We start from the raw sequence: 25,540 nt of genomic DNA on the forward strand, positions 1-25,540 counted from the left end.
TGCAATTAAGATACAGATATGGTGTGCGTTTATATCTGATTTACTGGTCAAACTGATTCAAGTGCAGCTTAAAAGAAAATGGTCTTTCTCGAACCTTAGTTCAATTATAAGACTACATCTGATGAGTTACATTAATCTTTTCACTTTTTTAAACGACCCAGATAAGTTACCTGTAGCACTTAAAACTAATCAGCTTAGCTTTGGGGGCTTTGAAATCAATTTTAAAATATAAAAGCGGCCTAATGATTTATTAAGCCGCTTTTTTTGTGTTTTATCATTTTCTCCGGACAACAGTGAAATAAGTTCAGGATGACGACCGCATAAAAAATAGCCTGATCATAATTGATGATCAGGCTATTTTTGAATAGAATATTTTGCAATTAAAGCTCAATCGTTTCACCGATTCCCGGTAAAAACAGCGACTTGTTTTCTCTTTTAAACTTGGCTATTGCGGCTTCAGTATCAATCTGAATTGGCGGAAAAGTGTTATAGTGCACACCAATTACTCTATCGCAGTCAATGTATTTCGTAGCCACTACGGCATCATCGGCATCCATCGTATAATGGCCCCCAATAGGAAGAATGGCATAGTCTAAATGATACAAGTCTGCCAGGATTTTCATCTCTACCGTTAGTGCCGTATCCCCGGCATAATATATTGCTTTTCCATCCAGCTCTAATACAAAACCGGCGGGGTTACCACCATAACTGCCATCCGGATTACTACTTGAGTGTGTAGCCCAAACGGTACGTAGCATCCCGAAGTCAAATTTAGCTTTGCCAAAATTCACGTCGGTTACATTTTGTACACCTTGTTTTCTGATCCAGTCGGCCACCTCAACCAATGCGATTACCTGAGCTTTTGTTTGATTTGCAATTTCTACTAGATCGGCAACATGATCTGCGTGTCCGTGGCTAACAAGGATATAGTCGGCCTCAATGCCTTTGATATCAATGTGCTTAGCTAGCGGGTTGTGGGTAATAAAAGGATCAAAAAGAAACTTTTTGCCATCAGCTTCAAGCAGAAAGCAAGATTGTCCATAATAAGTATACTTCATCTCTATTTTTCTATTTAATAAAACTGCGTATTATTGTCCAAACATACCACCCATTCCGCCAAACATATCTTTTGTTGCAGCTTGCATTTCCGTGGCACTCACCTGATCAGCTTGTGCCAGCGCTTTGTTTATGGCTGTAAGTAGCAGTTCTTCTAACTCTTCTTTATCGGCCTGTTTGTAAAAATCATCGTTAATCTCTACACTCGTAATCGCTTTATTTGCAGTAGCGGTAATACGTATAGCACCCCCTTCAACTTCGCCAAAAACAGAAATTGTATCCAGGCGTTTTTTTATTTCATCGGCCTTTTGTTGTGCCGCCATCAATTTATCGAACATAATCAGGTTGTTTTTTATAACAACGAAATTAAAGGAAATTGGTTTAAACTATACCGATTAAAATGAAAAAAGAAGCTTTGTTTCATCAGTTTGCTGTTAAAATCGACAAATAGTTTAAAAAGATCATTGTATTTAGTGAATGGGTTTGTGACCGGAAGGTCGTAAATGTCGCGTTGTTTACTGCTTAGGGTAAGTATATGCAAACAGATTAAATATGAGCCGTTGTGTATCGGGTAAATCAAACAGATTGAGGATTCTGGTGTTATAAAAGTATCAATTAAAATTATGGATGTACGTTCGAATGAACCTTTTTGGCTGGTAAAAAATGGAATAAAATATTCATATCCTTCTTTGCGGGAAGATATAGATACGGAGGTGTTAATTGTTGGCGGAGGTATAACAGGAGCATTAATGGCTCATGCTGCTGTCAAAAAGGGATATAAAACAGTTTTAATCGATAAAAGAGAGATTGCCAATGGCAGTACTTCGGCAACCACATCGATGCTCCAATATGAAATAGATATTCCTTTGTATCAATTAAAGGAGTTGATAGGCGATCAAGGCGCTATTGCCAGTTATTTGTCTTGTCGGGATGCGATAGATAGCCTGCATACTCTGGTAAATGAGATCAAATCAGCATGTGGGTTTGAAAAAAAGGAATCCGTTTATTTTGCGGGCAATAGTAAAGATGTAAAATGGTTGAAATCCGAGTTTGAGGCTCGTTTAGCTGCTGGTTTTGAGGTGAAATGGTTGGATAAGGAACAATTATTTACAGCATACGGATTGTTAGCCGAAGGAGGGATTTTGTCGGAAGATGGCGGAAGTGTGGATGCTTTTTGCCTGACCCATGATCTACTGCATTATAATTCAGAAAAGGGTTTAAGAGTATTTGATAAAACGGAGCTGAAAAAGGTAAAATATGAGAAGGATGGTGTTAAAGTACTAGTGCATACCGGCGCAGAAATTCGCGCCAAAAAAATCATCTATTGTACTGGATATGAAACTCAGGGGATGCTGCCAGATAAAATTGTGACTTTAAAAAGCACTTATGCAATAATTAGTGAAAAAGAGAATAAGCATACTCCCTGGTGTAATAAAACCTTATTCTGGAATACGGATAAACCTTACTTGTACATGCGTACCACTGCAGATGGTCGGTTACTTGTGGGTGGTGAAGATGTTGACTTTAAAAATGCGCGAAGACGGGATTTATTACTTTGTAAAAAGAAGGATCGGTTGGTCAAAACCCTGAAAAAATATCTTCCAGAGGTGACATTTATTGAAGATTTTTGCTGGTGCGGTACTTTCGGTGAAACAAAAGATGGCTTGCCCTATATTGGTCAGCATCCGAAATTTCCGGATAGTTATTTTCTTTTGGGCTTTGGCGGGAATGGCATTACTTTTTCGGTAACAGGAGCAGAGATGATTATCGGTATGATGGACGGAATGCCTAATCTTTTATCACATTATTTCAGATTCGGACGTTAAGTTAAATACACGTTTTTATTATTAAATGGTGAAATACCTTTTTTGAAGGGCTTTAATGCCTTGGAAATCACTGAAAAATGTAAAAAAATTAAAAACGTATTGCACAATTCGATATTTATTTAAACCTTTGCGCCTCAACTCATTCAAATAATTATTATACGCAGAAAATGATCAAACACGCAACGCATAAACTTTCTATTGTTGAAGCAAAGAATATTGCTTCAAGAAGTCTGTTTATTGAACGTTTACAACCCGTGTTTTTTGTGACTACGAACCGGCAAACCTATACGCCGCGGATCTGAGTAAATCCCTTATATCAGGTCATTTACGAAGAGGATTGCCTCTCAAAAAACAATTAATCAAAATATTTATATTTTTTCGTTATCATATTAATGAATATAAACGATTTTATAGTGCAGGTTGCACTTCCTGAACATCGTGTCTTTGCAGAAGAAATCTGTGAAGAGATGGCTGAATCGGCTAAAGCACGAGGTACAGGTATTGCTAAGCGCTCTCCGGAGTACGTAGCAGGGAAAATGGTTGACGGTAAATCCGTTATTGCATTTCATAAAGATGGCTCATGGGCAGGATTCTGTTACATAGAAACATGGACTCACGGGCAGTTTGTGGCCAATTCTGGACTTATTGTTAGTCCTAAATACCGTAAGGCAGGTTTAGCGCACGCCATTAAGGAAAAAATATTCGAACTTTCTCGACAGAAGTATCCAAAGGCCAAGATATTTGGTTTAACCACGGGCCTTGCCGTAATGAAGATCAATTCTGATCTTGGCTACGAACCCGTTACTTATTCTGAACTTACTCAGGATGAGGAATTTTGGAAAGGTTGCCAAAGTTGTGTTAACTTCGAAATATTAAAAATGAAGGAGCGCAAAAACTGTATGTGTACTGCGATGTTGTACGATCCAGTAGAGCAGAAGCATGAAGTAGCAAAGAAGTTTGCTGAAGAGCTGCATAAAAAGCCAAAGTTGTACGAACGTTTTATGCGTATTAAGCAAAGATTAGTGCTTAAGACTAAGTCTCCAAATAAGAAGGGTCCGAAATCCCTGTTTCTAATGTTTAGTGTTTTATTTAAATAGCTGTTATATTAAGATGAAGAAGAAAGTTGTTTTAGCTTTTAGCGGAGGTTTAGATACCTCATTTTGTTGCATTTACCTTGCTCAGGACCGTGGACTTGAGGTTCATTCTGTAATTGTAAATACAGGTGGGTTTTCTGATGAGGAATTACAGGAAATTGAAAAGCGCGCTTACGCTCTTGGTGTGGTTTCTCATGCTGTGGTTGATGAAACTACAAATTATTATAACGGCTGTATTAAATACCTGGTTTATGGTAATGTATTGAAAAATGCTACCTATCCTCTTTCCGTTAGTGCAGAGCGTGTAAGTCAGGCAACAGCAATTGCCAATTACGTAAAAAAGATTGGGGCTGATTATGTGGCTCACGGTAGTACAGGCGCAGGTAACGATCAGGTACGTTTTGATATGATTTTTAATATCATCATTCCTAACGTAGAGATCATTACACCAATTAGAGATTTAAAATTATCCCGCGAAGCGGAAATAGAATACCTGAATGCACATGGTGTTGAATATAGCGCTGAAAAAGCGAGATACTCGATCAATAAAGGACTATGGGGAACTTCTGTTGGAGGAAAAGAAACTTTAACTTCTAATGAGACTTTACCTGAAGAGGCATGGCCTACACAGGTTTCGGAAACAACTCCACGTAAACTCAACTTAACTTTTGAAAAAGGAGAGTTAGTGGCGATTGATGGCGAGACTTTAGCTCCAGTTCAAGCTATTCAAAAATTACAAGCTATTGCACAGCCTTATGGTATTGGCAGAGATATTCACGTTGGAGATACCATTATCGGTATAAAAGGACGTGTGGGTTTTGAAGCTGCGGCTCCAATTGTGATCATCAAAGCGCACCATACGCTTGAAAAACATACTTTAACTAAATGGCAGCTTTCGTGGAAAGAACAATTGTCTACTTTTTATGGCAACTGGTTACACGAAGGTCAATTTCATGATCCAATTATGCGCAACATCGAAGCTTTCTTAACTGATACTCAGAAGGTGGTTAGCGGAACGGTATTTGTAGAGTTGTTGCCTTATCGCTTCAATATTATAGGCATCGAGTCTGAGCATGACTTGATGAGCAATAAGTTTGGTAGTTATGGCGAAATGAACAACGCATGGAGTGGCGAGGATGTAAAAGGGTTTTCTAAGATTTTTGGCAACCAGGTAATGATCTGGCATAAAGTAAACGGACATGATTAAAGCAGGTGTAGTTGGCGGTGCAGGATATACAGGAGGTGAATTAGTTCGCATTCTGATCAATCACCCTTCTGTAGAAATTAAATTTGTACACAGTAAGAGCAATGCCGGAAACCTGGTTTCTGATGTTCATACCGACTTGCTTGGCGATACAGATTTGCGTTTTTCTCCTTCACTTACATCTGATATCGATGTGTTGTTTCTATGTCTTGGACACGGGGATTCAAAGCTATTTTTGGAAAACAACGACATTAATAAAGCGATTAAGATCATCGATTTAAGTCAGGATTTCAGACTAAAGGTTAATGCAGGTACCCGTTGGGCTTATGGTTTGCCAGAGTTGAACAGAGAGGCAATAAAAACAAGTAATTTTATTGCTAATCCGGGTTGTTTTGCAACCTGCATTCAGTTGGGTCTACTTCCGCTGGCGGCAAAAGGATTGTTGACAAACGAAATACACATCAATGCAACAACTGGATCAACAGGTGCGGGACAGGGCTTGGCGGCAACATCACACTTTAGCTGGCGCAACAACAACCTATCGGTTTATAAAGCTTTCGAACACCAGCATTTAAATGAGATTGGTGAGAGCCTTAAACAGCTCAATAGAAAGTTTGAGCAGGTGCTGAACTTTATTCCACAACGTGGCGATTTTGCAAGGGGTATCTTAGCGGCGATGTATTTGGAAAGCGATTTAACAACGGAAGAAGCACAGCGTATTTATCGCGATTATTATGCTAAACATCCGTTTACGCATGTGAGCAAAAAGAATATCGACTTAAAACAGGTGGTAAATACCAATAAAGCAATTGTACATGTAGAAAAACATGGTACCAAGTTGTTTATTGTAAGCATTATAGATAACCTATTAAAGGGAGCAAGCGGACAAGCGGTGCAGAATATGAATTTAATTTTTGGATTGGAAGAGACCGAAGGACTCCGGCTAAAGGCAGTAGCATTTTAGCTAGAACGTTCTCAACGCTCTTTTATGTGCCGTCTTTGTGCTGATTTTCAGCATAATGGACGGAATCCTTAATCTTTAAAAATTAAATAAAAATGAACTTATTCGACGTATACCCATTAAATAATATAGAAATAGTAAAAGCATCTGGCAGCAAAGTATGGGATGCAAATGGTCAGGAATATTTAGACTTATATGGCGGTCATGCTGTAATTTCTATTGGTCATACCCATCCGCATTATGTAAAACGCTTAACAGATCAACTCAATAAAGTAGGCTTTTACTCCAATTCTGTGCTTATTCCCTTACAAGTAGAGCTAGCTGAAAAACTTGGCAAAGTCTCAGGGAAGACAGATTTCCAGTTGTTCCTATGTAACTCAGGAGCTGAAGCCAATGAAAACGCATTAAAGCTGGCCTCTTTTTACAATGGAAGAAAAAAGGTAATTGCCTTTAAGGGGGCCTTCCATGGCAGAACCTCTTTGGCGGTTTCTACAACAGACAATCCTAAAATTATCGCTCCTGTAAACGAAACTGATAACATTATTTTCTTGCCACACAATGATGAAGCTGCTTTAGCAAATGCATTTGCGGAGCATGGTAATGAAATTACAGCCGTAATTATTGAAGGAATACAAGGTGTTGGTGGTATTAAAGAAGCTTCTGTAAGCTTTTTACAAAAAATCCGTTCACTTTGTGATCAGTATGATGCCGTTTATATTGCGGATAGTGTGCAGTGCGGTTATGGCAGAACTGGTAAATTCTACTCGCATGATTATGCGGGTGTTGATGCCGATATTTATACCATGGCAAAAGGAATGGGTAATGGTTTCCCGATAGGAGGGATTTCTATTGCGCCTAAATTTAAGCCTTGGCATGGTATGTTGGGTACCACTTTTGGTGGTAACCATTTGGCTTGTGCAGCTGCATTGGCAGTTTTGGAAATCATTGAACAGGATAACCTGTTAAAAAATGCGGAAGAGGTTGGTACTTATCTGATCAATGAATTAAAGCAAATAGAGGGGATAAAAGAAGTGCGTGGGCGTGGCTTAATGATCGGAATAGAACTTCCAGAAAGCCTTCCAAACCTAAAAAAAGACTTACTATTTAAATATAAAATCTTTACTGGAGAGGCAAAGCCTAATGTCATCAGACTATTGCCTGCTTTAAATTTAACTAAGGATCTGGCAGATCAATTTTTGAATGATTTTAAAACCGCTTTAAAAGGATGAACCAATTCACCTCAGTAAATGATGTGCAAGACATCGGCCAATTGGTTAAAGATGCATTGGCACTTAAAGAAAGCCCGTATGCGCACCAGCATTTGGGTAAAAACAAAACCCTTGGTCTTGTTTTTTTAAACCCAAGCTTACGTACCCGTTTAAGCACTCAAAAGGCAGCCCTTAATTTGGGGATGAATGTGATGGTGATGAACATGGATAAAGAAGGTTGGGCGCTAGAAACACAAGATGGTATCGTGATGGACGGAACTACCGTAGAGCATATTCGGGAAGCTGCAGCTGTAATGGGGCAGTATTGTGATGTGCTTGGTTTGCGTTCTTTTCCTAAACTGTTGAATCGTGACGAGGATTATAATGAAGATTTCTTCAATAAATTTATAAAATACTGCAAGGTTCCTGTGGTTAGCTTAGAAAGTGCTACCCGCCATCCTCTGCAAAGTTTGGCAGATCTGGTAACAATAAAGGAAACTTGGAAAGGTACTGCTAAACCTAAGGTTGTTTTAGCCTGGGCACCACACATAAAAGCATTGCCGCAGGCAGTTCCTAACTCCTTTGCGGAGTGGATGTGCAAAGCGCAGCAAGAGGGAATGCTTGATTTTACGATTGCTCAACCTAGAGGTTATGAGTTAAATGTAGATTTTACGCAAGGAGCTCATATTACCAATGATTTGGATGAGGCTTTGGCCGGTGCAGATTACATTTACGTTAAAAACTGGTCTAGCTATGAGGAATATGGTAAAGTATTACCTTTTACAGAAGGCTGGATGCTAACTAATGATAAGTTAAAACCGACTAACGACGCGAGGGTGATGCATTGCTTGCCTGTTCGCCGCGATTTAGAGCTTTCCTCAGAAATATTGGATGGACCGAATTCATTGGTGATCCATGAAGCGGGAAACCGCTTATGGGCGGCGCAGGCGGTGTTAAAGCAAATGCTTGAAAAACTAATTTAAGGCGGTGTTAAAGAGCGGTCGATAACGCGGTCGTCATCCTGAATTTATTTCAGGATCTCGGAATAGAAAAGCGGCCTTGCAGGTGCGAGATCCTGAAATAAACTGCGTAGCATTCTTGAAGACTAGAATCAATGAATACTACTGAAAAATTCAGAATGACGGCTTGTGGGGCTAACGAAGAGTTGAGGATGATACACATAAATGCATAAATAAAAAAATGAAGAAACTAAGTGTAATTAAAATCGGGGGTAATGTAATTGACGATTCAGAGAAACTACATCGGTTTTTACTGGACTTTACAGCCCTTCCGGGCGACAAGATTTTAATTCATGGTGGTGGAAAAATTGCTACAGAGTTAGGCGTTTCGCTTGGCGTAGAAGCTAAAATGGTGGAAGGCAGACGCATTACCGATATAGAAACACTTCGTGTGGTAACTATGGTATATGCCGGCTTAATCAATAAAAACATGGTGGCCCAGCTACAGGCAAAAGGTTGTAACGCAATAGGGCTTACCGGTGCAGATGGCAATATCATTAAAGCGGTAAAGCGCCCTGTAAAGGATATAGATTATGGTTTTGTAGGTGATTTGGATGCTTCATCTGTCTCCACTAAAACACTTTCTAGCCTGTTAGATGCGGGATTGGTACCTGTACTTTGTGCCATCACCCACGATGGGGAAACACAGCTTTTAAATACAAATGCCGACACTATTGCTTCGGCAGTGGCGGTGGCTATGTCAGATTTATATGAAACTTCGTTAATCTATTGCTTTGAAAAGCGAGGAGTAATGCGTGATATAGACGACGATAGTTCATTGGTGACAGAGATAAAGATGGAGCAGTTTGACACTTTAAAAAGTGAAGGTGTGGTTTCGGGCGGAATGATCCCTAAATTGCACAATGCTTTTGAAGCAATAAAAAGTGGAGTATCAGCTGTGTACATTGGTAAGGCTGATGAACTGCCACAGATTAATGAAAATAATTTCGGAACCAGATTAATAAAATAATTATGAACAAGTTTAAAGGCAGCATTGCTATTTTAGGAAGCGGAAACATTGGTATCTCTTTAGCCAAAGGTTTAGTTAAATCTAACTATGCCGAACCCGGACAGATCAGTTTAACCAGAAGAAATATCTCGGGTTTAAGCGCTTTGGCCGAGCAAGGTTTTGTAGTTAGTGATGACAACGCAGCCGTAGTTGCAAATGCCGATATTGTTGTTTTGGCGGTATTGCCGCAACAATTGAACAACTTGTTAGCTCAAATAGAAGCTGTTGTTGATGACAAAAAGCAAGTGTTTATTTCTGTTGCTTCCGGTGTAAGCTGTATAGATATCAGGAGTAAATTAGGTGAAAACGTACAGGTGATCAGGGCAATGCCAAATACGGCGATCGCCATTGGACAGTCTATGACCTGTGTGGCTACTGATAATGCAACTGCCGAAAATGTAGCAGAGGTGATCAGGATGTTCGAAACTGTAGGTTCTGTGGTTAAAATTAACGAAGACCTCATGACTTCGGCTACGGCCTTATGTGCTTGTGGTATCGCATTCTTCTTAAGAGCGATCAGAGCAGCATCGCAAGGCGGAGTAGAGATCGGTTTCCATGCCGATGAAGCTTTAAAAATGGCTGTGCAAACAGCTAAAGGTGCTGCCGACCTGTTATTATTGATGCAGTCACACCCTGAGCAGGAAATTGATAAAGTGACTTCTCCTAAGGGCTGTACCATAGCGGGATTAAACGAGATGGAGCACAATGGCTTCAGTTCATCATTAATAAAGGGAATTAAACTTTCAGCAATTAAAGCAGGTGCTTTATATACAAAAGAATAGATATGATGATAGCGGGACTGCAAAAAGATAGTTTAGAGTTGCTGAAACAATTGATCAGCATCCAATCCTTTAGCAGGGAAGAAGATAAAACAGCAGATGCAATTGAGTTTTTTTTGCAGCAGAGAGGTATAAAAACCAATCGCAAACTAAATAATATATGGGCTTATAACAAGCATTTTGATTCGGCTAAGCCGACATTGCTTTTAAATTCGCACCATGATACAGTAAAGCCAAATACAGGTTATACGCGCAATCCTTACGACGCTGCGGTTGAAGATGGTAAATTGTATGGCTTAGGGAGTAATGATGCGGGAGGATGCCTCGTATCGCTTATAGCGACCTTTCTTTACTACTATGATCAGGAAGGATTAAATTATAACATTTGTCTGGCCACTACCGCTGAGGAAGAAATATCTGGTAGCAACGGCTTAGAGTGTGTATTGCCTGATTTAGGCGAATTGGAGTTTGCCATTGTAGGTGAGCCGACGTTAATGAACCTGGCAATTGCCGAAAGGGGATTGTTGGTGTTGGATTGTACAACACATGGAAAAGCAGGTCATGCTGCACGTGAAGAGGGGGATAACGCCATTTATAAAGCTTTAAAGGATATCGAATGGTTTCGTAGCTATCGTTTTTCTAAGGTGTCTGAGATGTTTGGTCCTTTAAAAATGTCGGTTACGATTATCAATGCTGGTTCTCAGCACAATGTTGTCCCTGCAACCTGTAATTTTACGGTTGATGTTCGGGTAACGGATGCTTATACCAATGAGGAGGTGTTAAAGATCATTCGTACAAATGTGGATTGCGATGTGCAGCCTCGTTCTACAAGATTAAAACCTTCATCTATTGATAAAGAACACCCAATAGTGCAATCTGGATTGGCTTTAGGCCGTACTACCTATGGTTCGCCTACTACCTCTGATCAGGCATTGTTAAGCATTCCTTCTTTAAAAGTAGGGCCTGGGGATTCTGCACGCTCGCACATGGCTGATGAATATGTGCATGTCAACGAAATTGAAGAAGGTATTGAGCTTTATATTGCAATGCTGAAACCAGTAGTAGGGGGCAAATAGATTAAAATTTTAAAAATTGATACATGAAGATCTGGCAAAAAAATATTGATGTAAATAAGGATATTGAAACTTTTACGGTGGGTAAAGACAGGGAACTGGATTTGCAAATGGCGGCTTTTGATGTTTTAGGCTCGCTTGCACACGTAGAAATGCTGGAAAGCATAGGCTTGCTTACCGCAGATGAACTTGTAGAGATCCAAAAGGAACTTAAAAATATTTATGCTGAAATAGCTGCTGGAAAGTTTGTTATCGAGGATACTGTTGAAGATGTACACTCTCAGGTAGAATGGTTGCTAACTCAAAGAATTGGGGAGGCCGGTAAAAAAATACATAGCGGACGTTCGCGTAATGATCAGGTTTTGGTTGATCTGAAACTTTATTTTAGAAGCTGTATTGAAGAGATGGTGGGCAATACCAATGTGTTGTTCGGACAATTGATTTCGTTGAGTAATACGCATAAAGATAAACTGTTGCCAGGATATACGCACTTGCAAATTGCTATGCCTTCATCGTTTGGGCTATGGTTTGGCGCTTATGCCGAAAGCTTGGTAGATGATATGGAATTGATGTTGGCCGCCTGGAAAATCTGTAACAAAAACCCTTTGGGCTCTGCTGCGGGTTATGGCTCTTCTTTTCCTTTAAACAGAACTATGACGACTGCTCTGCTAGGCTTTGAGCGCTTAAATTACAATGTGGTTTACGCGCAAATGGGTAGGGGCAAGACGGAAAGAATTTTGGCGCAGGCGATGTCTTCTGTTGCTGCATCATTAGCAAAAATGGCAATGGATGTTTGTCTGTTCATCAATCAGAATTTCGGGTTTATCAGCTTCCCAGACGAATTGACTACAGGATCGAGCATTATGCCGCACAAAAAGAATCCTGATGTATTTGAGTTGATCCGCTCACGTTGCAATAAGATTCAGGCTTTGCCAAATGAGATTGCTTTAATGATCACCAATTTGCCTTCTGGGTATCACCGCGATTTGCAGCTGTTAAAAGAGAATCTTTTCCCTGCAATTACTTCTTTGAACGAATGCTTGGAAATGACCACTTTCATGCTTCAAAACATTACCGTGAAAGATCATATTCTGGATGACAAGAAATATGCTTATTTATTTAGCGTAGAGGTGGTGAATGAACTGGCGTTGAATGGTACTCCTTTTAGGGAAGCTTATAAAATCGTTGGCGAATCTATTGATAATGGCACTTTTGCTCCGGGTAAAGCCGTAAACCATACGCATGAAGGAAGTATTGGAAACCTTTGCAATGGAGAGATTGAAGGCATGATGACGGAAGTGTTATCGCAATTTAAATTTGAAAAAACACATCAGGCTATCGAGAAATTACTGGCGTAATAGTACGGTCGTCTATAATGCGCTCGTCCTGAGTTTATCTCAGGACCCCTCAAGGGAAATACTTTGCCAGCGCGAGGTCCTGAAATAAATTCAGGATGACGATAGTACTAAAAAAAATAAGCCTGCAAATCGTAAGATTGCAGGCTTATTTTATGATTAAATTATTTTGTTATTTAAACTCTGATGTTTTGTGGAATTCGATATCCGGATAATCCCGCATCGTCATATTGATCATGAACTCATTGTCGGCCAGATAAACCGGGTTACCGTCTTTATCTTCACCGATATGCGCTTGTTTCCTTTTTAGGAATTCAGCAAGTTTAGTCTTGTCCTTTGACGTTACCCAGTTAGAGCGCGTGTAGCTAAGCATCCTAAAAGCTGCCTTAGCACCATATTCATGCTCCAAACGGAAGGCAATTACTTCAAACTGAAGTTCACCTACAGCCCCAACTACCTTACGATTTCCGGGCTGCATCACAAATAGCTGTGCTACGCCTTCTTCTGTAAGCTGTTGTATGCCTTTCTCCAGCTGTTTTGTTTTTAATGGGTCTCTATTCTCCAACTCCTTAAATATCTCGGGAGAGAAGCTAGGAATGCCCTTAAATTGAAGTTTCTCTCCTTCAGTAAGCGTGTCGCCTATTTTAAAGTTTCCGCTGTCATAAAGACCAACTACATCACCTGGCCATGCTTCTTCAACGATGCTTTTCTCATTGGCCATGAAATCCATTGGGTTAGAGAATTTCAGTTTCTTATCCTGACGGGTGTGGTAATAAAATTTATTACGCTCAAACTTGCCCGAACAAACTCTTAAGAAAGCAATTCTATCTCTGTGTTTTGGATCAAGGTTGGCGTGGATTTTAAATACAAAGCCCGAAAAGTTCTTTTCTTCTGCGGCCACCTCACGCTGTTCAGCCTCACGTCCCTTCGGACTAGGGGCGATATTGATAAATGTATCCAGCAATTCTTTGATACCAAAGTTATTGATGGCACTACCAAAAAATACAGGGGCCAACAAACCTTCAATGTACATGCTTTTGTCTAAGTCGCCATAAACGCCATGTACAAGTTCTAAATCGCCTTTTAAGCCTTCAAGTTCTTTCGGCTTTAAGAAATTATTAAGGTTTTCGTCGTTTAAGTCATTCACTTCAATTACTGGTGCGCTGATTTTTGACTTGTCAGGTTCAAACAGGTTTAAGTGTTTGTTGTATATGCTATATACACCTTTAAAAGTGTGTCCCTGACCAATTGGCCATGATAAAGGACAAAGGCTGATGTTTAATTTATTTTCAACCTCGTCTAGTAAATCGAAAGCATCTTTACCTTCGCGGTCCATTTTATTGATAAAAATGATTACCGGAGTGTTACGCATTCTACAAACAGACATTAGTTTTTCTGTTTGTTCCTCAACCCCCTTCACACAATCCACAACGAGGATTACGCTATCTACTGCTGATAAGGTACGGTAAGTATCTTCCGCAAAATCCTTGTGACCAGGTGTATCTAAAATGTTGATACGCTTGCCATTATATTCAAAACCCATTACAGAAGTAGCTACAGAGATACCACGCTGTTTCTCTATCTCCATAAAATCGGAAGTATTGCTTTGGTTGGCCTTGTTGCGTTTTACCGCTCCAGCCGTATTAATGGCACCGCCAAAAAGCAGGAATTTCTCTGTTAAGGTTGTTTTACCGGCATCGGGGTGACTGATAATGGCAAATGTTTTTCGTTTTTCTATTTCTGGGTGAATCATAAAGAATTAAGCCTGTGCGTTCAATGCGGCTGCAAAGATAATTATAATATATAAAAATCAGCGTCTACGTAAAAGCTATGCTATGGCAACCGCATTAAAATACATCTTTATTAAAAACTATCTGGCTTAAAACCAATTCTTTTTCTTGGAGGATTAGGCTTTTCTTGTTTTTCCAGCAGTTCATCTAGGTATCTGAATACGATCTCCATATTTTTATCTTGATTATCAAGCTTCGTTTTAATCTTCTCAATTTCTAAACGCAAATCGGTGTTATCTGCCAACATTTGACGAATACGGGTAAAAATCCGCATGATCTGAATATTTACCGTTATGGCTCTATCACTCGACAATACTCCTGATAGCATTGCCACACCCTGCTCTGTAAATACATTCGGCGGCTGCCGTCTTCCACCCCATTTTGCTATTCCATTTTGGAAGTCCAAGTTTTTAAATTCTTCATTAGTTAAACGAAACATGAAATCATCGGGAAAACGCTTAATATTTCTTGCAATCGCTTTATTTAAATTGCTTGTAGTTACCTGATATAACTCAGCGAGGTCTTCATCCAGCATAACCTTATGGCCACGAATGAGATAGATCTGCTTCATTATAATTTCATCTGGGATGATAAGAAACTTCGTTCCAATAGGGTTTTCTTCTTCCATAACATGCTTACTTTTGGCTAAGATCTATAGTTATTGTATAATAATTACTATATGTTAAAATTAATTAAGCTGGTATGGGAAATATTTTCTTACCAATCTTGCTATTCCAATTTGGAATAGCAAGATTTTAAATTCTTCATCAGTTAAACGAAACATGAAGTAATCGGGGAAACGCTAAATATTTTCTTACCAATCTTGCTATTCCAATTTGGAATAGCAAGATTTTAAATTCTTCACAAGTTTAAGGTTTCTTCACACCTGGTTCACACATCCTTCACACCAAACCCACAAAAAGGTACCTTTTTGTGAAGAAAGGGTGTGGAATGTGTGGACTATGTGAGGACTACTCCTTAAGCGTGACTAGTTTCTGGTTTAGGTTGATGTAGGGGGTATTTATCCTCATAGAGGATACTGGTGGCCATAATCATGGGGTGGAGATATTCATAGAAAGCGATCAAATTAGCTCGTTCTACATTATTCAAAAATTCTTTTTTGGTATAATAACTTTGTGTCATCATTTGGCGAAGGTATTCAAGACTATCGTCTAGTGAATAAACAGAAAAAAAAGATTTTAAGACTTCATTGGCAACTTCTTGTTGCTGGGCTTTGGTGCCCGATGGTCTTTTGTGAAGATACTGTTGGTGATTCATATGCTCATTTTAAAGTTAAAAAAATGAGTCTCTGGGAATTTAGGAGATGCTTGTGTTGGCTTTCGTTTTAAATGAAACGAAATGCACTATAGCAGACCCTATGTAAAACCGCAACACTTCGGGCATCTGACCGCCTCCACCCTACGAATTACAATAGAGCCCGTAACGCTATAGTGCACTTCAAAAGTACAACAATATTTGTTACGGGGATTAATCTATTGTCTCGGATGTTCAGTTGTCAGATTTAGAAGTATGAGACTCTAATTAATACCTCATTTAAGAAGTAAATGATATGTTGCGCTGTTTCTTTATTTCATTGGCCGGGGTTTTAGTTATTCTTAATTTATAGGGTGTTACGTTTTTTAAAGATAAATAGAATATTTTAAATAAACATTATTTCTATAAAATTAACTAATAGTATTAAGTTGCTGATATACAGAGATGTAATGATCAGGCATTTAAGCCACCATCAATTGTAATGGCAGTCCCTGTAATGAACCTTCCTTCTTCGCTGGCCAGATAGGCAACCAGGCCTGCAATATCTTCGCCTGTTCCATAGTCTGAAAGCGCCATTCGGCTTCTCAGAAAATCGGCCAGGTCGCTATCTGAAGGATTCATGTCGGTATTAATTGGGCCTGGCTGTACAAGGTTTACAGTTATGCCCTTAGCGCCCAGATCTCTGGCTAGCCCTCTCGTAAAACCTTTAAGCGCGGCTTTACTCATGGTATATAAAGTGGTTTGAGGACTGATTGCGTTATCAGCCATATTGCTGCCAATGGTGATGATCCTGCCATTGTTGGGCATATGGGGTGCTGCAGCGAGGGCTGCTACATATACCGCCCGAACGTTTACTGCCATGATCTCTTCATAATCTTCGAGTGTATGTGATTCAAATTCCTTACCAATATAGATTCCGGCATTGCTCACCAGAATGTCAATAGGGCCAAGTTCTGCAATGGTTTTTTGAATGGCAGTTGTTAAGGCTTTCGGGTCGATACTGTCGGCTTCCAGAGCAGAGGCCTGCCCGCCATTCGCCTTAATTTCTGCGGCTACTGCTTCTGCTTTTTCCCTGGATTTAGAATAGGTTAATACTACAGTTGCCCCCTCTTCTGCCAGTCTTTTGCTAATAGCTGCTCCCATTCCACGGCCACCGCCGGTAATAAATGCGATCTTGTTTTCTAATCGTTTCATACTATTTGTTATTGATTTCTATTCAAAAGTAGATACTAATACTTATTTTTGTTAGTATACACTGAATTGTCAGGTACTAACAAAAAGGTAAGAAATGAGAAAGGAATCATCTACGAACACTATCAATGAAAAACAGATTAACGACAGTTGCGGTATGGCCTATTCATTATCTGTATTAGGGGGTAGATGGAAACCTGCAATACTTTGCAGGTTGATGCACCATACGATGCGCTACAGTGATTTGAAAAATTCGATAGAACTAATTTCTGAAAGGATGTTGGTTTCGCAATTGCGAGAACTGGAAGCAGATCAGGTGGTTAAGCGCACGGTATATCCTGTGGTTCCGCCTAGGGTAGAATACGAACTCACGCCGCTCGGGCTAAGTATGAGACCGATGCTGAAAGCCATGTCCGATTGGGGCAATCTGCATCGTAGCAAGGTTAATCCGGATGCCGATATTGTAGTGTCGGACTTTTAGTTGTTTGATGAGTTTTTCTTATCGCACGGATCAACATTAAAGCAAATAAAAAAGGGTGCCCTGGTTTTTGGGCACCCAATTATACTAAATGATTTGTTCGGCTAGTTTCTGCCACCACGCGATGGTCTTTCACCACCACCTCTGCTTTCGCTGCTTCTGCCTTCACTACTTCTTTGCGGCTGTTGCTGCTGTACACGCTCTGGCCTTTGTTGTTGCTGTTGCGGTGCAGGTCTGCTTTCCTGACGTTGAGGTTGTTCCTGTCTTTGCGGACGAGGAGCCTCAGGTCTTTCTTGTTGCTGCTGAGGTTGTGGAGTCGGTCTGCTTTCTTGGCGTTGAGGCCTCTCCATTCTTTCCGGACGAGGTGATTCTGGCCTTTGCTGCGGCTGTGTTTGCGGCTGTTGCGTAGGTCTTTCCTGACGTGTTGGACGCTCTACTTGCGGCTGCGAAGGATTAACTTGTTGTGGCCGTTGTCCTGGGTTTTCCCTACTTGGTGTTACCCCCTCTGGCCTTTGAGGACGAGATCCAGGATTTTGAGGATTCTCATTCCTACTCGGTCTCGAGTTATTACCTTCTGTAGGTCTTGTATTTCCCTCCGGACGTGTAACATTTGGCCTATTGGTATTTCCTGGGTTTTCACCTCTCGAAGGACGACCTGTTACTGATCCATTGCCTGCAGTGTTTCTATCGCCTCTTATTGTAGTAGCTCCTTCTTGTCTAATCGCTTCTCTCGGCCTTGCACTTACATTCGAATTGCCTCTGCTAGGTCTTGGTGTATAAATATTTACACTGTTTCCACTGATGTTGGTTCTGCTCGGTCTGCCAGTGTTATTTACATTGTAAACCCTTACATCCTGTCTTGTGGCACGTCTGATATCATCAGCCCTTGGGCCAGAATAATAAGTTCTGCTGTTACGTACATAAGTGTTATTAATGATAACAGTGTTGTTTATGTAAACCGTATTTCTGCGCGAATAATACCTTGGGAAACTGTCGTAATAGATATTCCTTTGCGGAATAAATACCCACCATAAAGAAGGAATGTTAAAGCTGATGTTGATGTTCATGCCCGGGCCCATTGGTGCCCATCCATAATATCCATCTCCACTTCTCCAACTTACCCATGCCGGACCCCATGTGGTATCAGGAATCCAAACCCACTCATTGTAGCTGTTGTAAACCCATCTTCCATAGTGGAATGGAGCCCATCCCCAGTCATAATTTGATACCCAAGTATTCCCATATTCAGTCATTACCCAACGACCGTTTGTGTAATAAGGTCTAAAATCGCCTTGCTGGCCTACGTCTGGTCTCCAAACGTAACCATATTGAGGATCCTGAATCCAGGTTCCGTAGGGAGACAGTTCATCATAAAAAGATTGTAACGACACATCGTCTCCCTGTGCCATAACCTTTTGTGTTGTCCCGGTTAGCATGAGCAGTAGCCCAAGTACTATAGCCGGTAATTTGATCATGTTTTTCATTTTTGTGTGTTTAATTTACCTAACGCTTTTAACGTATCAATTTGAGTTCCAAAAACAACGAATAGTTTAATGTATCTACTAAAATATTACATTGTGGTGTTTCTAAGTGCCCTAATTAAATTTGTTTATCTTGTGGTTGGGCCTATTTTAATTTAAAACTACTATATACAATTTACCGTTTTTCTGATGATGACGGTGGGTTTAAAAGCTAAGATTACTTATAGACCACACTATTTAAATGAGGAAATATGCGCTTTACCGCAAATAATTCTCTTCTTTTGCATACAAAATCATATTACGAATGACAAAAGGTACATTATTTCTTATCCCTGTTCCTCTGGCAGAAAATGCAGCTCAAAAATCTTTTACTGCATTTCTTGGAGATACCATCAACTCTTTAAGTGTTTATATTGTTGAAAATGAGAAGACTGCCCGGAAGTTCTTAAAAGAAGCGGGAATAACAATTCCGCAAAGCGATTTGACCGTCCATGATTATGGAAAACATAAGCGTAATGACTCTATGGTGCCTTATTTTAAGGAACTGATGACGGGAAAAGATGTTGGCTTGATGAGTGAGGCGGGTTGTCCAGGAATTGCTGATCCAGGTGCTGATGTAATTTTGGAAGCACACAAACGTGGGATAAAGGTAGTGCCTTTGGTAGGCCCTAGTTCTATTTTGTTGGCTTTAATGGCCTCAGGATTTAATGGACAGAGCTTTACCTTTAATGGTTATCTGCCAATTGATAAAGTGGAAAGAGGAAAGCGCATTAAAGAATTGGAGCAATTGGCGAAAGCGAAAAAGCAGACACAGATTTTTATTGAAACGCCATTCCGTAATAACCACCTTTTCGAAGATATTCTTAAAAATACTACCGCACAAACACAGCTTTGTGTGGCCTGTAACTTAACTAGTGAAGATGAGTTTGTAAAAACGATGTCGGTTGGTCAGTGGAAGCAAGAGCGGATTGATCTCCATAAAAAACCGACTATATTTTTGATATACGCCTAGCGGTACATGTTTTTGCTGTCGATAAATGAAAGTACTTTGTCTGGGACAAAGTACTGTACATTTTTACCAGCTGCAATTCCTTTGCGGATAAATGTTGACGAAATATCCATTTGAGGGGTATCTGTGATCTTAATTGAGGGGTGGTTGGCCCATTCCGACAGGTCTACCCCGGGTCTGGGATAGACATAAATCTCGTAGTTTTTTAAAATAATCTCGTAGTTTTTCCACTTTTTAAAAGAGGCCAGATTATCTGCGCCCATAATTAGTGCAAACTCTTTTCCGGGGTATTTTTCTTGTAAATACGCCAGTGTATCAATGGTATAGGAGGGCTGAGGTAGACTAAATTCAATATCGCTGACTTTAATCTTATCAGATGTTTCTGTCGCCAACTTTGCCATTTCCAGCCTATCGTACATATTCGAAAGGCTGTTTCTGTTTTTTAATGGGTTGTGCGGAGAAACGACCAGCCACACTTCTTTAAGTCCGGAAAAACCGGCCATGTAATTGGCTATAATTAAATGACCAATATGGATGGGGTTAAAGGAGCCAAAGAAGAGTCCGGTTTTCATCAATCTATATTAACGGGTTATTTTTTTATAAAATCTCCTACTAATTTTTCGGCTTCAAGACAGGCTGTTTCTAAATCGAAGTTTTTAAGGACCACGTCAAATTTATCAGCGTAATCCAACTCTTTTTCGGCCTTTACAAAGCGCTCTTGAAGTTTTTCGGCACTATCAGTACCTCTACCTGTTAAACGTTCTTTTAAGATCTCTAATGAGGGGGGCTGGACAAAAATAGCCAGGGCATCCTCTTCATATTTACGTTTTAAGCGCAAACCGCCTTCAACATCAATGTCAAATATAACATGCTGGTCATTGTCCCAGATGCGTTGAATTTCTGATCTTAAAGTGCCGTAAAAAGTACCTTTGTAAACTTCTTCAAACTCAACAAACTCCTGGTGCGCTATTTTATGTAGAAAATCTTCTTTAGAAATGAAATAATAATCTTTTTCGTTTTTTTCATCGCCACGTGACTCACGTGTAGTGGCAGAAATGGAGAAACTTAAAGATGGAAACTTCGTAAGCAAATGTTTAACGATAGTGGTTTTGCCTGCTCCCGAGGGGGCAGAAAATATAATTAATTTACCTTGTTTCATTGGTACTTACAAAACGTTTAATAATTGTTCTTTAATCTTTTCCAGTTCCTCTTTCATTCCAACAACCAATTGTTGAATCTGGGCATCATTGGCTTTAGCACCCATGGTATTTATCTCACGGCCAATCTCTTGAGAGATGAAGCCTAGCTTTTTACCATTGGCATCTTTGCTTTTTAAAGTGTCGGTGAAATAATCACAGTGACTTCTTAAGCGGATTTTCTCTTCGGTAATGTCTAATTTGTCGATATAATAAATCAATTCCTGCTCTAAACGGTTTTGATCTACGTTGATCTTGCCCACGTTTTCTTCTAAAAACTGGTTTAAACGAGCTTTGATTAGTGGGATTCTAAGTGGCTCTAATACTTCGATCTGGCTAAAAAAGGCAAGGATATTTTTAACTCTTAGCTCCAAATCAGCTTTTAAAACAGCACCTTCGGTTTCTCTAAATAGGTTGAAACTAGCCAAAGCTTTAGTAAAAGTATTGTTCAGGATCATCCAGTCATTTTCACTTACCTCGTCATCAACATAACTAATTACATCAGGGAAATTAAGCACTGCTTGTAAAAGATTGCTTGAATTTGCACCTAAGTTGATGTTGATTTCTTCTAGTTGCTTGTAATATTTGCTTAGTAAAGCAGCATTGATGGTCGCGCCTTTTAAAGCTTCTTCGCCACGTTCAATATTTATGGAAACACTTACTTTTCCGCGTTCAATATCTTTACTACAAACATTGCGCAATAGCAATTCCTTATCAGAAAAGGCTTTAGGAAGCTTTAAATTGAGCTCCAAAAACTTACTATTTAAGGATTTTATCTCTACAACGAATTTTACATTCTGATGATCTGCAGAGGCCAGGCCGTATCCTGTCATTGATTTTATCATGTGCAAAGATATAATTTATTGGCTTTCTCTGCCCATTTAACTTTTTTTAACTAAGGTAATTACTAAACAATGGCTATTTTTACAGCTATAAATAACCAATAATGAAGTTTAATTCTTTAAATATTTTATTGTTTTGGACATTTTTTCTGATCTCCATCCCTGCTGTTATGGCGCAAGATTTTTTATTGGGAGGGGTTATATTTGAAAAAGGGACTTCAAATCGCATCGCTGCATCGGAGGTTATCAATAAACGGAGTGGCTTTAGGGTAGTAAGTAGTGACTTTGGCTTGTTCCAGATCAGAGCATCTATAGGAGATACGCTTTTGGTAATTAAAAGAGACTTTTCTGATGCTGAGGTTGTTGTGGCCAATAATAAGGATCTTGCGATTTATTTAGAGCGCGGAAAGATGCTTAGAGAGGTGAACATTAGCGGACAAACTAAAAAACAAGAACTCCAGGATTTGAAAAGGGATTATAGAAATAAAGGCTCTTTTTATCAGGGAAAACCACCGTTCCTATCTTTTTTGTTTATGCCTTTAACTGCGGTTTATGAGCTTTTTGGGAGAACACCTAAGAATGCAAGACGATTTGGACGTTATTATGAAACAGAAATGCAGCAGAGCCGCATTGATGGGTTCTTTAATGAGTATTTGATACAAAACAATACTGACCTGAAAGGGGCTGATCTGGAGAAATTTATGCTAGATTATAGACCGGAGTACGAAAAAGCAAAAAATTGGGCGGAGTATGATGCTATCAAATACATCAGAGATTCGTATAAAAAGTATACAGATACGCTAGGAAAACCTATTAAGAATTAGATAGATAAGGCTTCGCAGGTTTTTTCTGCAGCTAATTTTTCCGCATTTTTCTTGTTGTAGTCCCTTCCAATACCATAACTCTCGCCTTCAATAACCGCCTGAATGCTGAATAATTTAGGGCTTTCGCCTTCTAGATTCGGGATTAGATCAAAGGTAATATCTTTTCCATGGCGCTGGCACCATTCAATCAGTTTACTCTTGAAATTGGTTTCTGTAAGCTCAAGGGTATGGATGTCAATATAGGGTTTAACAATCCTTTTAAGCAGGAAATCTTTAGTGTAATTATAGCCTTTATCTAAATAGACGGCACCAATAAGGGCTTCAAAGGCATCTCCAAGCATAGAATGATGCTTGGTTTGAACGTTAACGGCTTTTTGATCAAATACAATCAGCTGATCGAATCCCATTTTACGGGCAAGTTGATTTAAATTGGCACGATTTACAATTTTAGAACGCATTTCGGTTAGAAATCCTTCTTCTTTGTAAGGGTAGCTTTTAAAGAGTAATTCGGCTATTACAGAGCCCAGAATGGCATCGCCTAAAAATTCAAGCCGTTCGTTGCTGCTTCGGGTTCCATTTTTTAAAACTTTTGCCACAGACCTGTGCCTGAATGCCATTTTATACAAAACAGCATTTCCAGGCACAAAGCCTAATATGTTTTTCAACTTTCTTATAAAGACCTTATCAGGTGAAAGATAAAGCTTATAGAGATCAAATAATGGCATTAATTATTTCTTATTCTTCGTATTTTTTGAAAATCACAGACGCGTTATGACCACCAAAACCAAATGTATTGCTCTGAGCAGCACGAATGGTGCGTTTTTGCGCCTTGTTAAACGTGAAATTTAATTTTGAATCACACTCAGGATCATCAGTAAAGTGGTTTATTGTTGGCGGAACAATATCGTTTTGTACTGCAAGAATTGTAGCAATAGCTTCAACTGCACCTGCGGCACCCAATAAATGTCCTGTCATTGATTTTGTTGAACTGATGTTTAGTTTATAAGCATCTTCTCCAAATAAATCTACAATAGCCCTGCTTTCAGAGATATCACCTAACGGAGTAGAAGTTCCGTGAACGTTAATGTAATCGATGTCTGCAGTCGTTAATCCAGCATCATTTAAGGCATTTGTCATTACCATTCTTGCGCCTAATCCTTGCGGATGTGGGGCTGTAATATGGTTTGCATCTGCGCTCATTCCGCCGCCAACTAACTCAGCATAGATCTTAGCACCACGTTTTTTAGCATGTTCCAACTCTTCCAGAATAATGGTTCCAGCACCTTCACCGGCAACAAAGCCATCGCGGTCTAAGTCAAAAGGTCTTGAAGCTGTTGATGGATCATCATTTCTTGTAGAAAGGGCGTGCATTGCATTAAATCCACCGATACCGGCTTCATTAATGATGGCTTCAGAACCACCGCTAATCACAACGTCACACATATTCAAACGAATATAGTTGTAAGCATCAATCATGGCGTTTGTAGCTGAGGCACAAGCAGAAACGGTAGCGAAATTTGGTCCTCTTAACCCATATTTTATAGAAATATGGCCGGGAACAATGTCGATAATCACTTTTGGAATAAAGAACGGATTTATGCGTGGCGTACCATCACCTAAAAAGAAGTTCCTCATTTCCTCTTGAAATGTTTTAAATCCGCCAATACCAGATCCCCAAATTACACCAATACGATTGGTGTCGAGCTGTGAAAAATCGAAATTACCATCTTTAACAGCCTCATCTGTAGAGACTATCGCGTATTGGACAAATGGATCTAATTTACGAGCTTCCTTCTTATCCATGAAGTTCTCAGGATTGAAGTTTTTAAGCTCGCATGCAAATTTTGTCTTGAACTTTGAAGTATCAAAACTGGTAATAGGGCCGGCACCACTCACCCCATTAAGCAAACCATCCCAGAACTCTGGAACGGTATTACCAATTGGAGTGAGCGCACCTAACCCTGTAACTACTACTCTTTTTAATTCCATTTATACGGATTATACGGAAACCGTATTTTACTTAACGTTTTTCTCTAAGTAAGCAATTGCTTGACCAACTGTACCAATAGTCTCAGCCTGATCATCAGGAATTGCTACGTTGAATTCTTTTTCAAACTCCATAATAAGTTCTACTGTATCTAGAGAATCCGCACCTAAGTCGTTAGTGAAAGAAGCTTCTGGTGTAACTTCGTTTTCATCCACACCTAATTTTTCAACGATAATAGCCTTAACTCTTGAAGCAATATCAGACATAATGTTATAATTTAATGGTTAAATAATTCAGTGCAAAGAAAAATAAATTATTACACATTTCAAATGTTTTTATTTCTCTCCCAATTTTAATGTTTTTATTTTGAACATCAATGTAAAATTAGTTTTATAATTTCGTATTCCAGTAAAATATTCTGTTTTGAACAAAACTTACTTAAAACTATCGTTAGACCTCGATTTCGTATTAATTGCCATTACCGCATCTTTAAAGGATTATGTACTTTGTCATAAAATAAATACAAGCTTAAATTTTGGATTTGAGAAAATTGACGACCATGAAGTTTACTTTAATATTGACGAAGAGCCCTTATCTTTTTCCAAATATTACTACTTTGTGGAGCAAGGAGAGATCGAATATTACATCGTGAACAACCGAAATGCAGAAGGATTTTTAATTCCTGAGATGAAGAAAGTTGATTTTTTTATGATTATTCATCAGTATATTGATAAGGAAGATTTGAATTACATTATATCTGGAATTAATAAACTTCCTGATATTCAGGTTGCTGCACAGATTGATCCAGCTAAGTTGAAGTCGAAAGAAAATTTGATAATGTAAATTTTATGTTGAAGGTGTACAAAATACACTATATTTGATT

The 25,540-nt window shown here is 39.3% G+C and carries 28 protein-coding genes and 1 pseudogene; 16 read left to right on the forward strand and 13 right to left on the reverse strand.

From position 1 onward, the window contains the following. A pseudogene (locus FBD94_RS26175) lies at positions 1–232 on the forward strand (hypothetical protein); the annotation flags it as partial. A gap of 148 nt (positions 233–380) precedes the next feature. Here the strand turns inward: FBD94_RS26175 and FBD94_RS24210 are convergent. Continuing rightward, positions 381–1,058, reverse strand: coding sequence for a metal-dependent hydrolase (locus tag FBD94_RS24210; RefSeq protein WP_136882127.1), 678 nt, complete (start codon positions 1,056–1,058; stop codon positions 381–383). Positions 1,059–1,088: 30 nt separating this feature from the next. Continuing rightward, complete coding sequence (locus tag FBD94_RS24215) at positions 1,089–1,394, reverse strand: YbaB/EbfC family nucleoid-associated protein (protein WP_131607873.1); 306 nt, start codon at positions 1,392–1,394, stop codon at positions 1,089–1,091. Positions 1,395–1,679: 285 nt separating this feature from the next. Between FBD94_RS24215 and FBD94_RS24220 the strand changes: the two genes are divergently transcribed. The 11 genes from FBD94_RS24220 (at position 1,680) to argH (ending at position 12,587) form a co-directional block, all read left to right on the forward strand. After that, positions 1,680–2,882 carry an NAD(P)/FAD-dependent oxidoreductase gene (locus tag FBD94_RS24220; RefSeq protein WP_136882128.1) on the forward strand — a complete coding sequence of 401 codons (1,203 nt, stop codon included), beginning with the start codon at positions 1,680–1,682 and terminating at the stop codon, positions 2,880–2,882. A 167-nt stretch (positions 2,883–3,049) separates the two neighbouring features. Then, on the forward strand, positions 3,050–3,184 hold the full coding sequence (locus FBD94_RS26500) for a hypothetical protein (RefSeq protein ID WP_262711001.1): 135 nt from the start codon (positions 3,050–3,052) through the stop codon (positions 3,182–3,184). A gap of 90 nt (positions 3,185–3,274) precedes the next feature. Further along, positions 3,275–3,979, forward strand: a complete 705-nt coding sequence (locus tag FBD94_RS24225; RefSeq protein ID WP_131607875.1) for a GNAT family N-acetyltransferase — start codon at positions 3,275–3,277, stop codon at positions 3,977–3,979. Between the two features lie 13 nt (positions 3,980–3,992). After that, on the forward strand, positions 3,993–5,183 hold the full coding sequence (gene argG, locus FBD94_RS24230; RefSeq protein WP_131607876.1) for an argininosuccinate synthase: 1,191 nt from the start codon (positions 3,993–3,995) through the stop codon (positions 5,181–5,183). Further along, positions 5,176–6,144 (forward strand): N-acetyl-gamma-glutamyl-phosphate reductase, encoded by a 969-nt coding sequence (gene argC / locus FBD94_RS24235; RefSeq protein ID WP_136882129.1) that lies wholly within the window; start codon positions 5,176–5,178, stop codon positions 6,142–6,144. Before argG ends, argC begins: the two co-directional genes overlap by 8 nt. Positions 6,145–6,236: 92 nt before the next feature. Continuing rightward, positions 6,237–7,370, forward strand: coding sequence for an aspartate aminotransferase family protein (locus FBD94_RS24240; protein WP_136882130.1), 1,134 nt, complete (start codon positions 6,237–6,239; stop codon positions 7,368–7,370). Beyond that, positions 7,367–8,332: a Rossmann-fold NAD(P)-binding domain-containing protein gene (locus tag FBD94_RS24245; protein ID WP_136882131.1), complete on the forward strand. Its 966-nt coding sequence runs from the start codon at positions 7,367–7,369 to the stop codon at positions 8,330–8,332. The genes FBD94_RS24240 and FBD94_RS24245 overlap by 4 nt, the downstream gene beginning before the upstream one ends. A gap of 217 nt (positions 8,333–8,549) precedes the next feature. Further along, on the forward strand, positions 8,550–9,338 hold the full coding sequence (gene argB, locus FBD94_RS24250; protein WP_136882132.1) for an acetylglutamate kinase: 789 nt from the start codon (positions 8,550–8,552) through the stop codon (positions 9,336–9,338). 2 nt (positions 9,339–9,340) lie between these two features. After that, on the forward strand, positions 9,341–10,159 hold the full coding sequence (proC, locus tag FBD94_RS24255) for a pyrroline-5-carboxylate reductase (protein ID WP_136882133.1): 819 nt from the start codon (positions 9,341–9,343) through the stop codon (positions 10,157–10,159). 5 nt (positions 10,160–10,164) lie between these two features. Next, the gene (locus FBD94_RS24260; RefSeq protein WP_136882190.1) at positions 10,165–11,232 is read left to right on the forward strand and encodes a M20 family metallo-hydrolase; all 1,068 of its coding nucleotides are present in this window, start codon (positions 10,165–10,167) and stop codon (positions 11,230–11,232) included. Positions 11,233–11,255: 23 nt separating this feature from the next. After that, complete coding sequence (argH, locus tag FBD94_RS24265; RefSeq protein ID WP_131607882.1) at positions 11,256–12,587, forward strand: argininosuccinate lyase; 1,332 nt, start codon at positions 11,256–11,258, stop codon at positions 12,585–12,587. A gap of 169 nt (positions 12,588–12,756) precedes the next feature. On the opposite strand, the gene FBD94_RS24270 is transcribed toward argH, so the two are convergent. The 4 genes from FBD94_RS24270 to FBD94_RS24285 all read right to left on the reverse strand — a co-directional run bounded on the left by FBD94_RS24270 (position 12,757) and on the right by FBD94_RS24285 (position 16,843). Beyond that, complete coding sequence (locus FBD94_RS24270; RefSeq protein ID WP_136882134.1) at positions 12,757–14,337, reverse strand: peptide chain release factor 3; 1,581 nt, start codon at positions 14,335–14,337, stop codon at positions 12,757–12,759. Positions 14,338–14,447: 110 nt separating this feature from the next. Continuing rightward, positions 14,448–15,002 (reverse strand): ORF6N domain-containing protein, encoded by a 555-nt coding sequence (locus FBD94_RS24275; protein WP_169472400.1) that lies wholly within the window; start codon positions 15,000–15,002, stop codon positions 14,448–14,450. A gap of 350 nt (positions 15,003–15,352) precedes the next feature. Next, a complete protein-coding gene (locus tag FBD94_RS24280; RefSeq protein ID WP_136882135.1) occupies positions 15,353–15,652 on the reverse strand; it encodes a hypothetical protein in 300 nt (99 codons plus the stop codon). A gap of 450 nt (positions 15,653–16,102) precedes the next feature. Continuing rightward, positions 16,103–16,843, reverse strand: a complete 741-nt coding sequence (locus tag FBD94_RS24285; RefSeq protein WP_136882136.1) for an SDR family NAD(P)-dependent oxidoreductase — start codon at positions 16,841–16,843, stop codon at positions 16,103–16,105. Between the two features lie 94 nt (positions 16,844–16,937). Between FBD94_RS24285 and FBD94_RS24290 the strand changes: the two genes are divergently transcribed. Then, positions 16,938–17,321 (forward strand): winged helix-turn-helix transcriptional regulator, encoded by a 384-nt coding sequence (locus FBD94_RS24290; protein ID WP_131607886.1) that lies wholly within the window; start codon positions 16,938–16,940, stop codon positions 17,319–17,321. A 101-nt stretch (positions 17,322–17,422) separates the two neighbouring features. Here the strand turns inward: FBD94_RS24290 and FBD94_RS24295 are convergent, their stop codons facing one another. Next, complete coding sequence (locus FBD94_RS24295; RefSeq protein WP_136882137.1) at positions 17,423–18,802, reverse strand: DUF6600 domain-containing protein; 1,380 nt, start codon at positions 18,800–18,802, stop codon at positions 17,423–17,425. A gap of 301 nt (positions 18,803–19,103) precedes the next feature. On the opposite strand from FBD94_RS24295, the gene FBD94_RS24300 reads away from it, so the two are divergent. Beyond that, positions 19,104–19,811 (forward strand): SAM-dependent methyltransferase, encoded by a 708-nt coding sequence (locus FBD94_RS24300; RefSeq protein WP_136882138.1) that lies wholly within the window; start codon positions 19,104–19,106, stop codon positions 19,809–19,811. Here FBD94_RS24300 and nadD read toward each other — a convergent pair. The 3 genes from nadD to FBD94_RS24315 are packed head-to-tail and all read right to left on the reverse strand — an operon-like array spanning position 19,808 to position 21,837. Further along, a complete protein-coding gene (gene nadD / locus FBD94_RS24305) occupies positions 19,808–20,380 on the reverse strand; it encodes a nicotinate (nicotinamide) nucleotide adenylyltransferase (protein WP_136882139.1) in 573 nt (190 codons plus the stop codon). The genes FBD94_RS24300 and nadD overlap by 4 nt on opposite strands. A 17-nt stretch (positions 20,381–20,397) precedes the next feature. Beyond that, positions 20,398–20,967 (reverse strand): guanylate kinase, encoded by a 570-nt coding sequence (gene gmk, locus FBD94_RS24310; RefSeq protein WP_136882140.1) that lies wholly within the window; start codon positions 20,965–20,967, stop codon positions 20,398–20,400. Positions 20,968–20,973: 6 nt separating this feature from the next. Beyond that, positions 20,974–21,837 (reverse strand): YicC/YloC family endoribonuclease, encoded by an 864-nt coding sequence (locus tag FBD94_RS24315; protein WP_131608287.1) that lies wholly within the window; start codon positions 21,835–21,837, stop codon positions 20,974–20,976. A 113-nt stretch (positions 21,838–21,950) separates the two neighbouring features. Between FBD94_RS24315 and FBD94_RS24320 the strand changes: the two genes are divergently transcribed. After that, positions 21,951–22,670 (forward strand): hypothetical protein, encoded by a 720-nt coding sequence (locus FBD94_RS24320; RefSeq protein WP_235884643.1) that lies wholly within the window; start codon positions 21,951–21,953, stop codon positions 22,668–22,670. Here FBD94_RS24320 and rnc read toward each other — a convergent pair. The 3 genes from rnc to FBD94_RS24335 are packed head-to-tail and all read right to left on the reverse strand — an operon-like array spanning position 22,667 to position 24,923. Beyond that, positions 22,667–23,395, reverse strand: a complete 729-nt coding sequence (gene rnc, locus FBD94_RS24325) for a ribonuclease III (RefSeq protein ID WP_169472401.1) — start codon at positions 23,393–23,395, stop codon at positions 22,667–22,669. The two genes, FBD94_RS24320 and rnc, sit on opposite strands and share 4 nt — an antisense overlap. 10 nt (positions 23,396–23,405) lie before the next feature. Next, positions 23,406–24,659 (reverse strand): beta-ketoacyl-ACP synthase II, encoded by a 1,254-nt coding sequence (gene fabF, locus FBD94_RS24330; RefSeq protein WP_136882142.1) that lies wholly within the window; start codon positions 24,657–24,659, stop codon positions 23,406–23,408. Between the two features lie 27 nt (positions 24,660–24,686). Then, positions 24,687–24,923 (reverse strand): acyl carrier protein, encoded by a 237-nt coding sequence (locus FBD94_RS24335; RefSeq protein ID WP_008241990.1) that lies wholly within the window; start codon positions 24,921–24,923, stop codon positions 24,687–24,689. A gap of 157 nt (positions 24,924–25,080) precedes the next feature. Here FBD94_RS24335 and FBD94_RS24340 point away from each other — a divergent pair, with 157 nt between their 5' ends. Next, complete coding sequence (locus FBD94_RS24340) at positions 25,081–25,500, forward strand: IPExxxVDY family protein (protein WP_131607893.1); 420 nt, start codon at positions 25,081–25,083, stop codon at positions 25,498–25,500. The last annotated feature ends 40 nt before the right edge of the window (positions 25,501–25,540 follow it).

This window comes from Pedobacter hiemivivus, from assembly GCF_005144565.1.
GTDB lineage: Bacteria > Bacteroidota > Bacteroidia > Sphingobacteriales > Sphingobacteriaceae > Pedobacter > Pedobacter hiemivivus.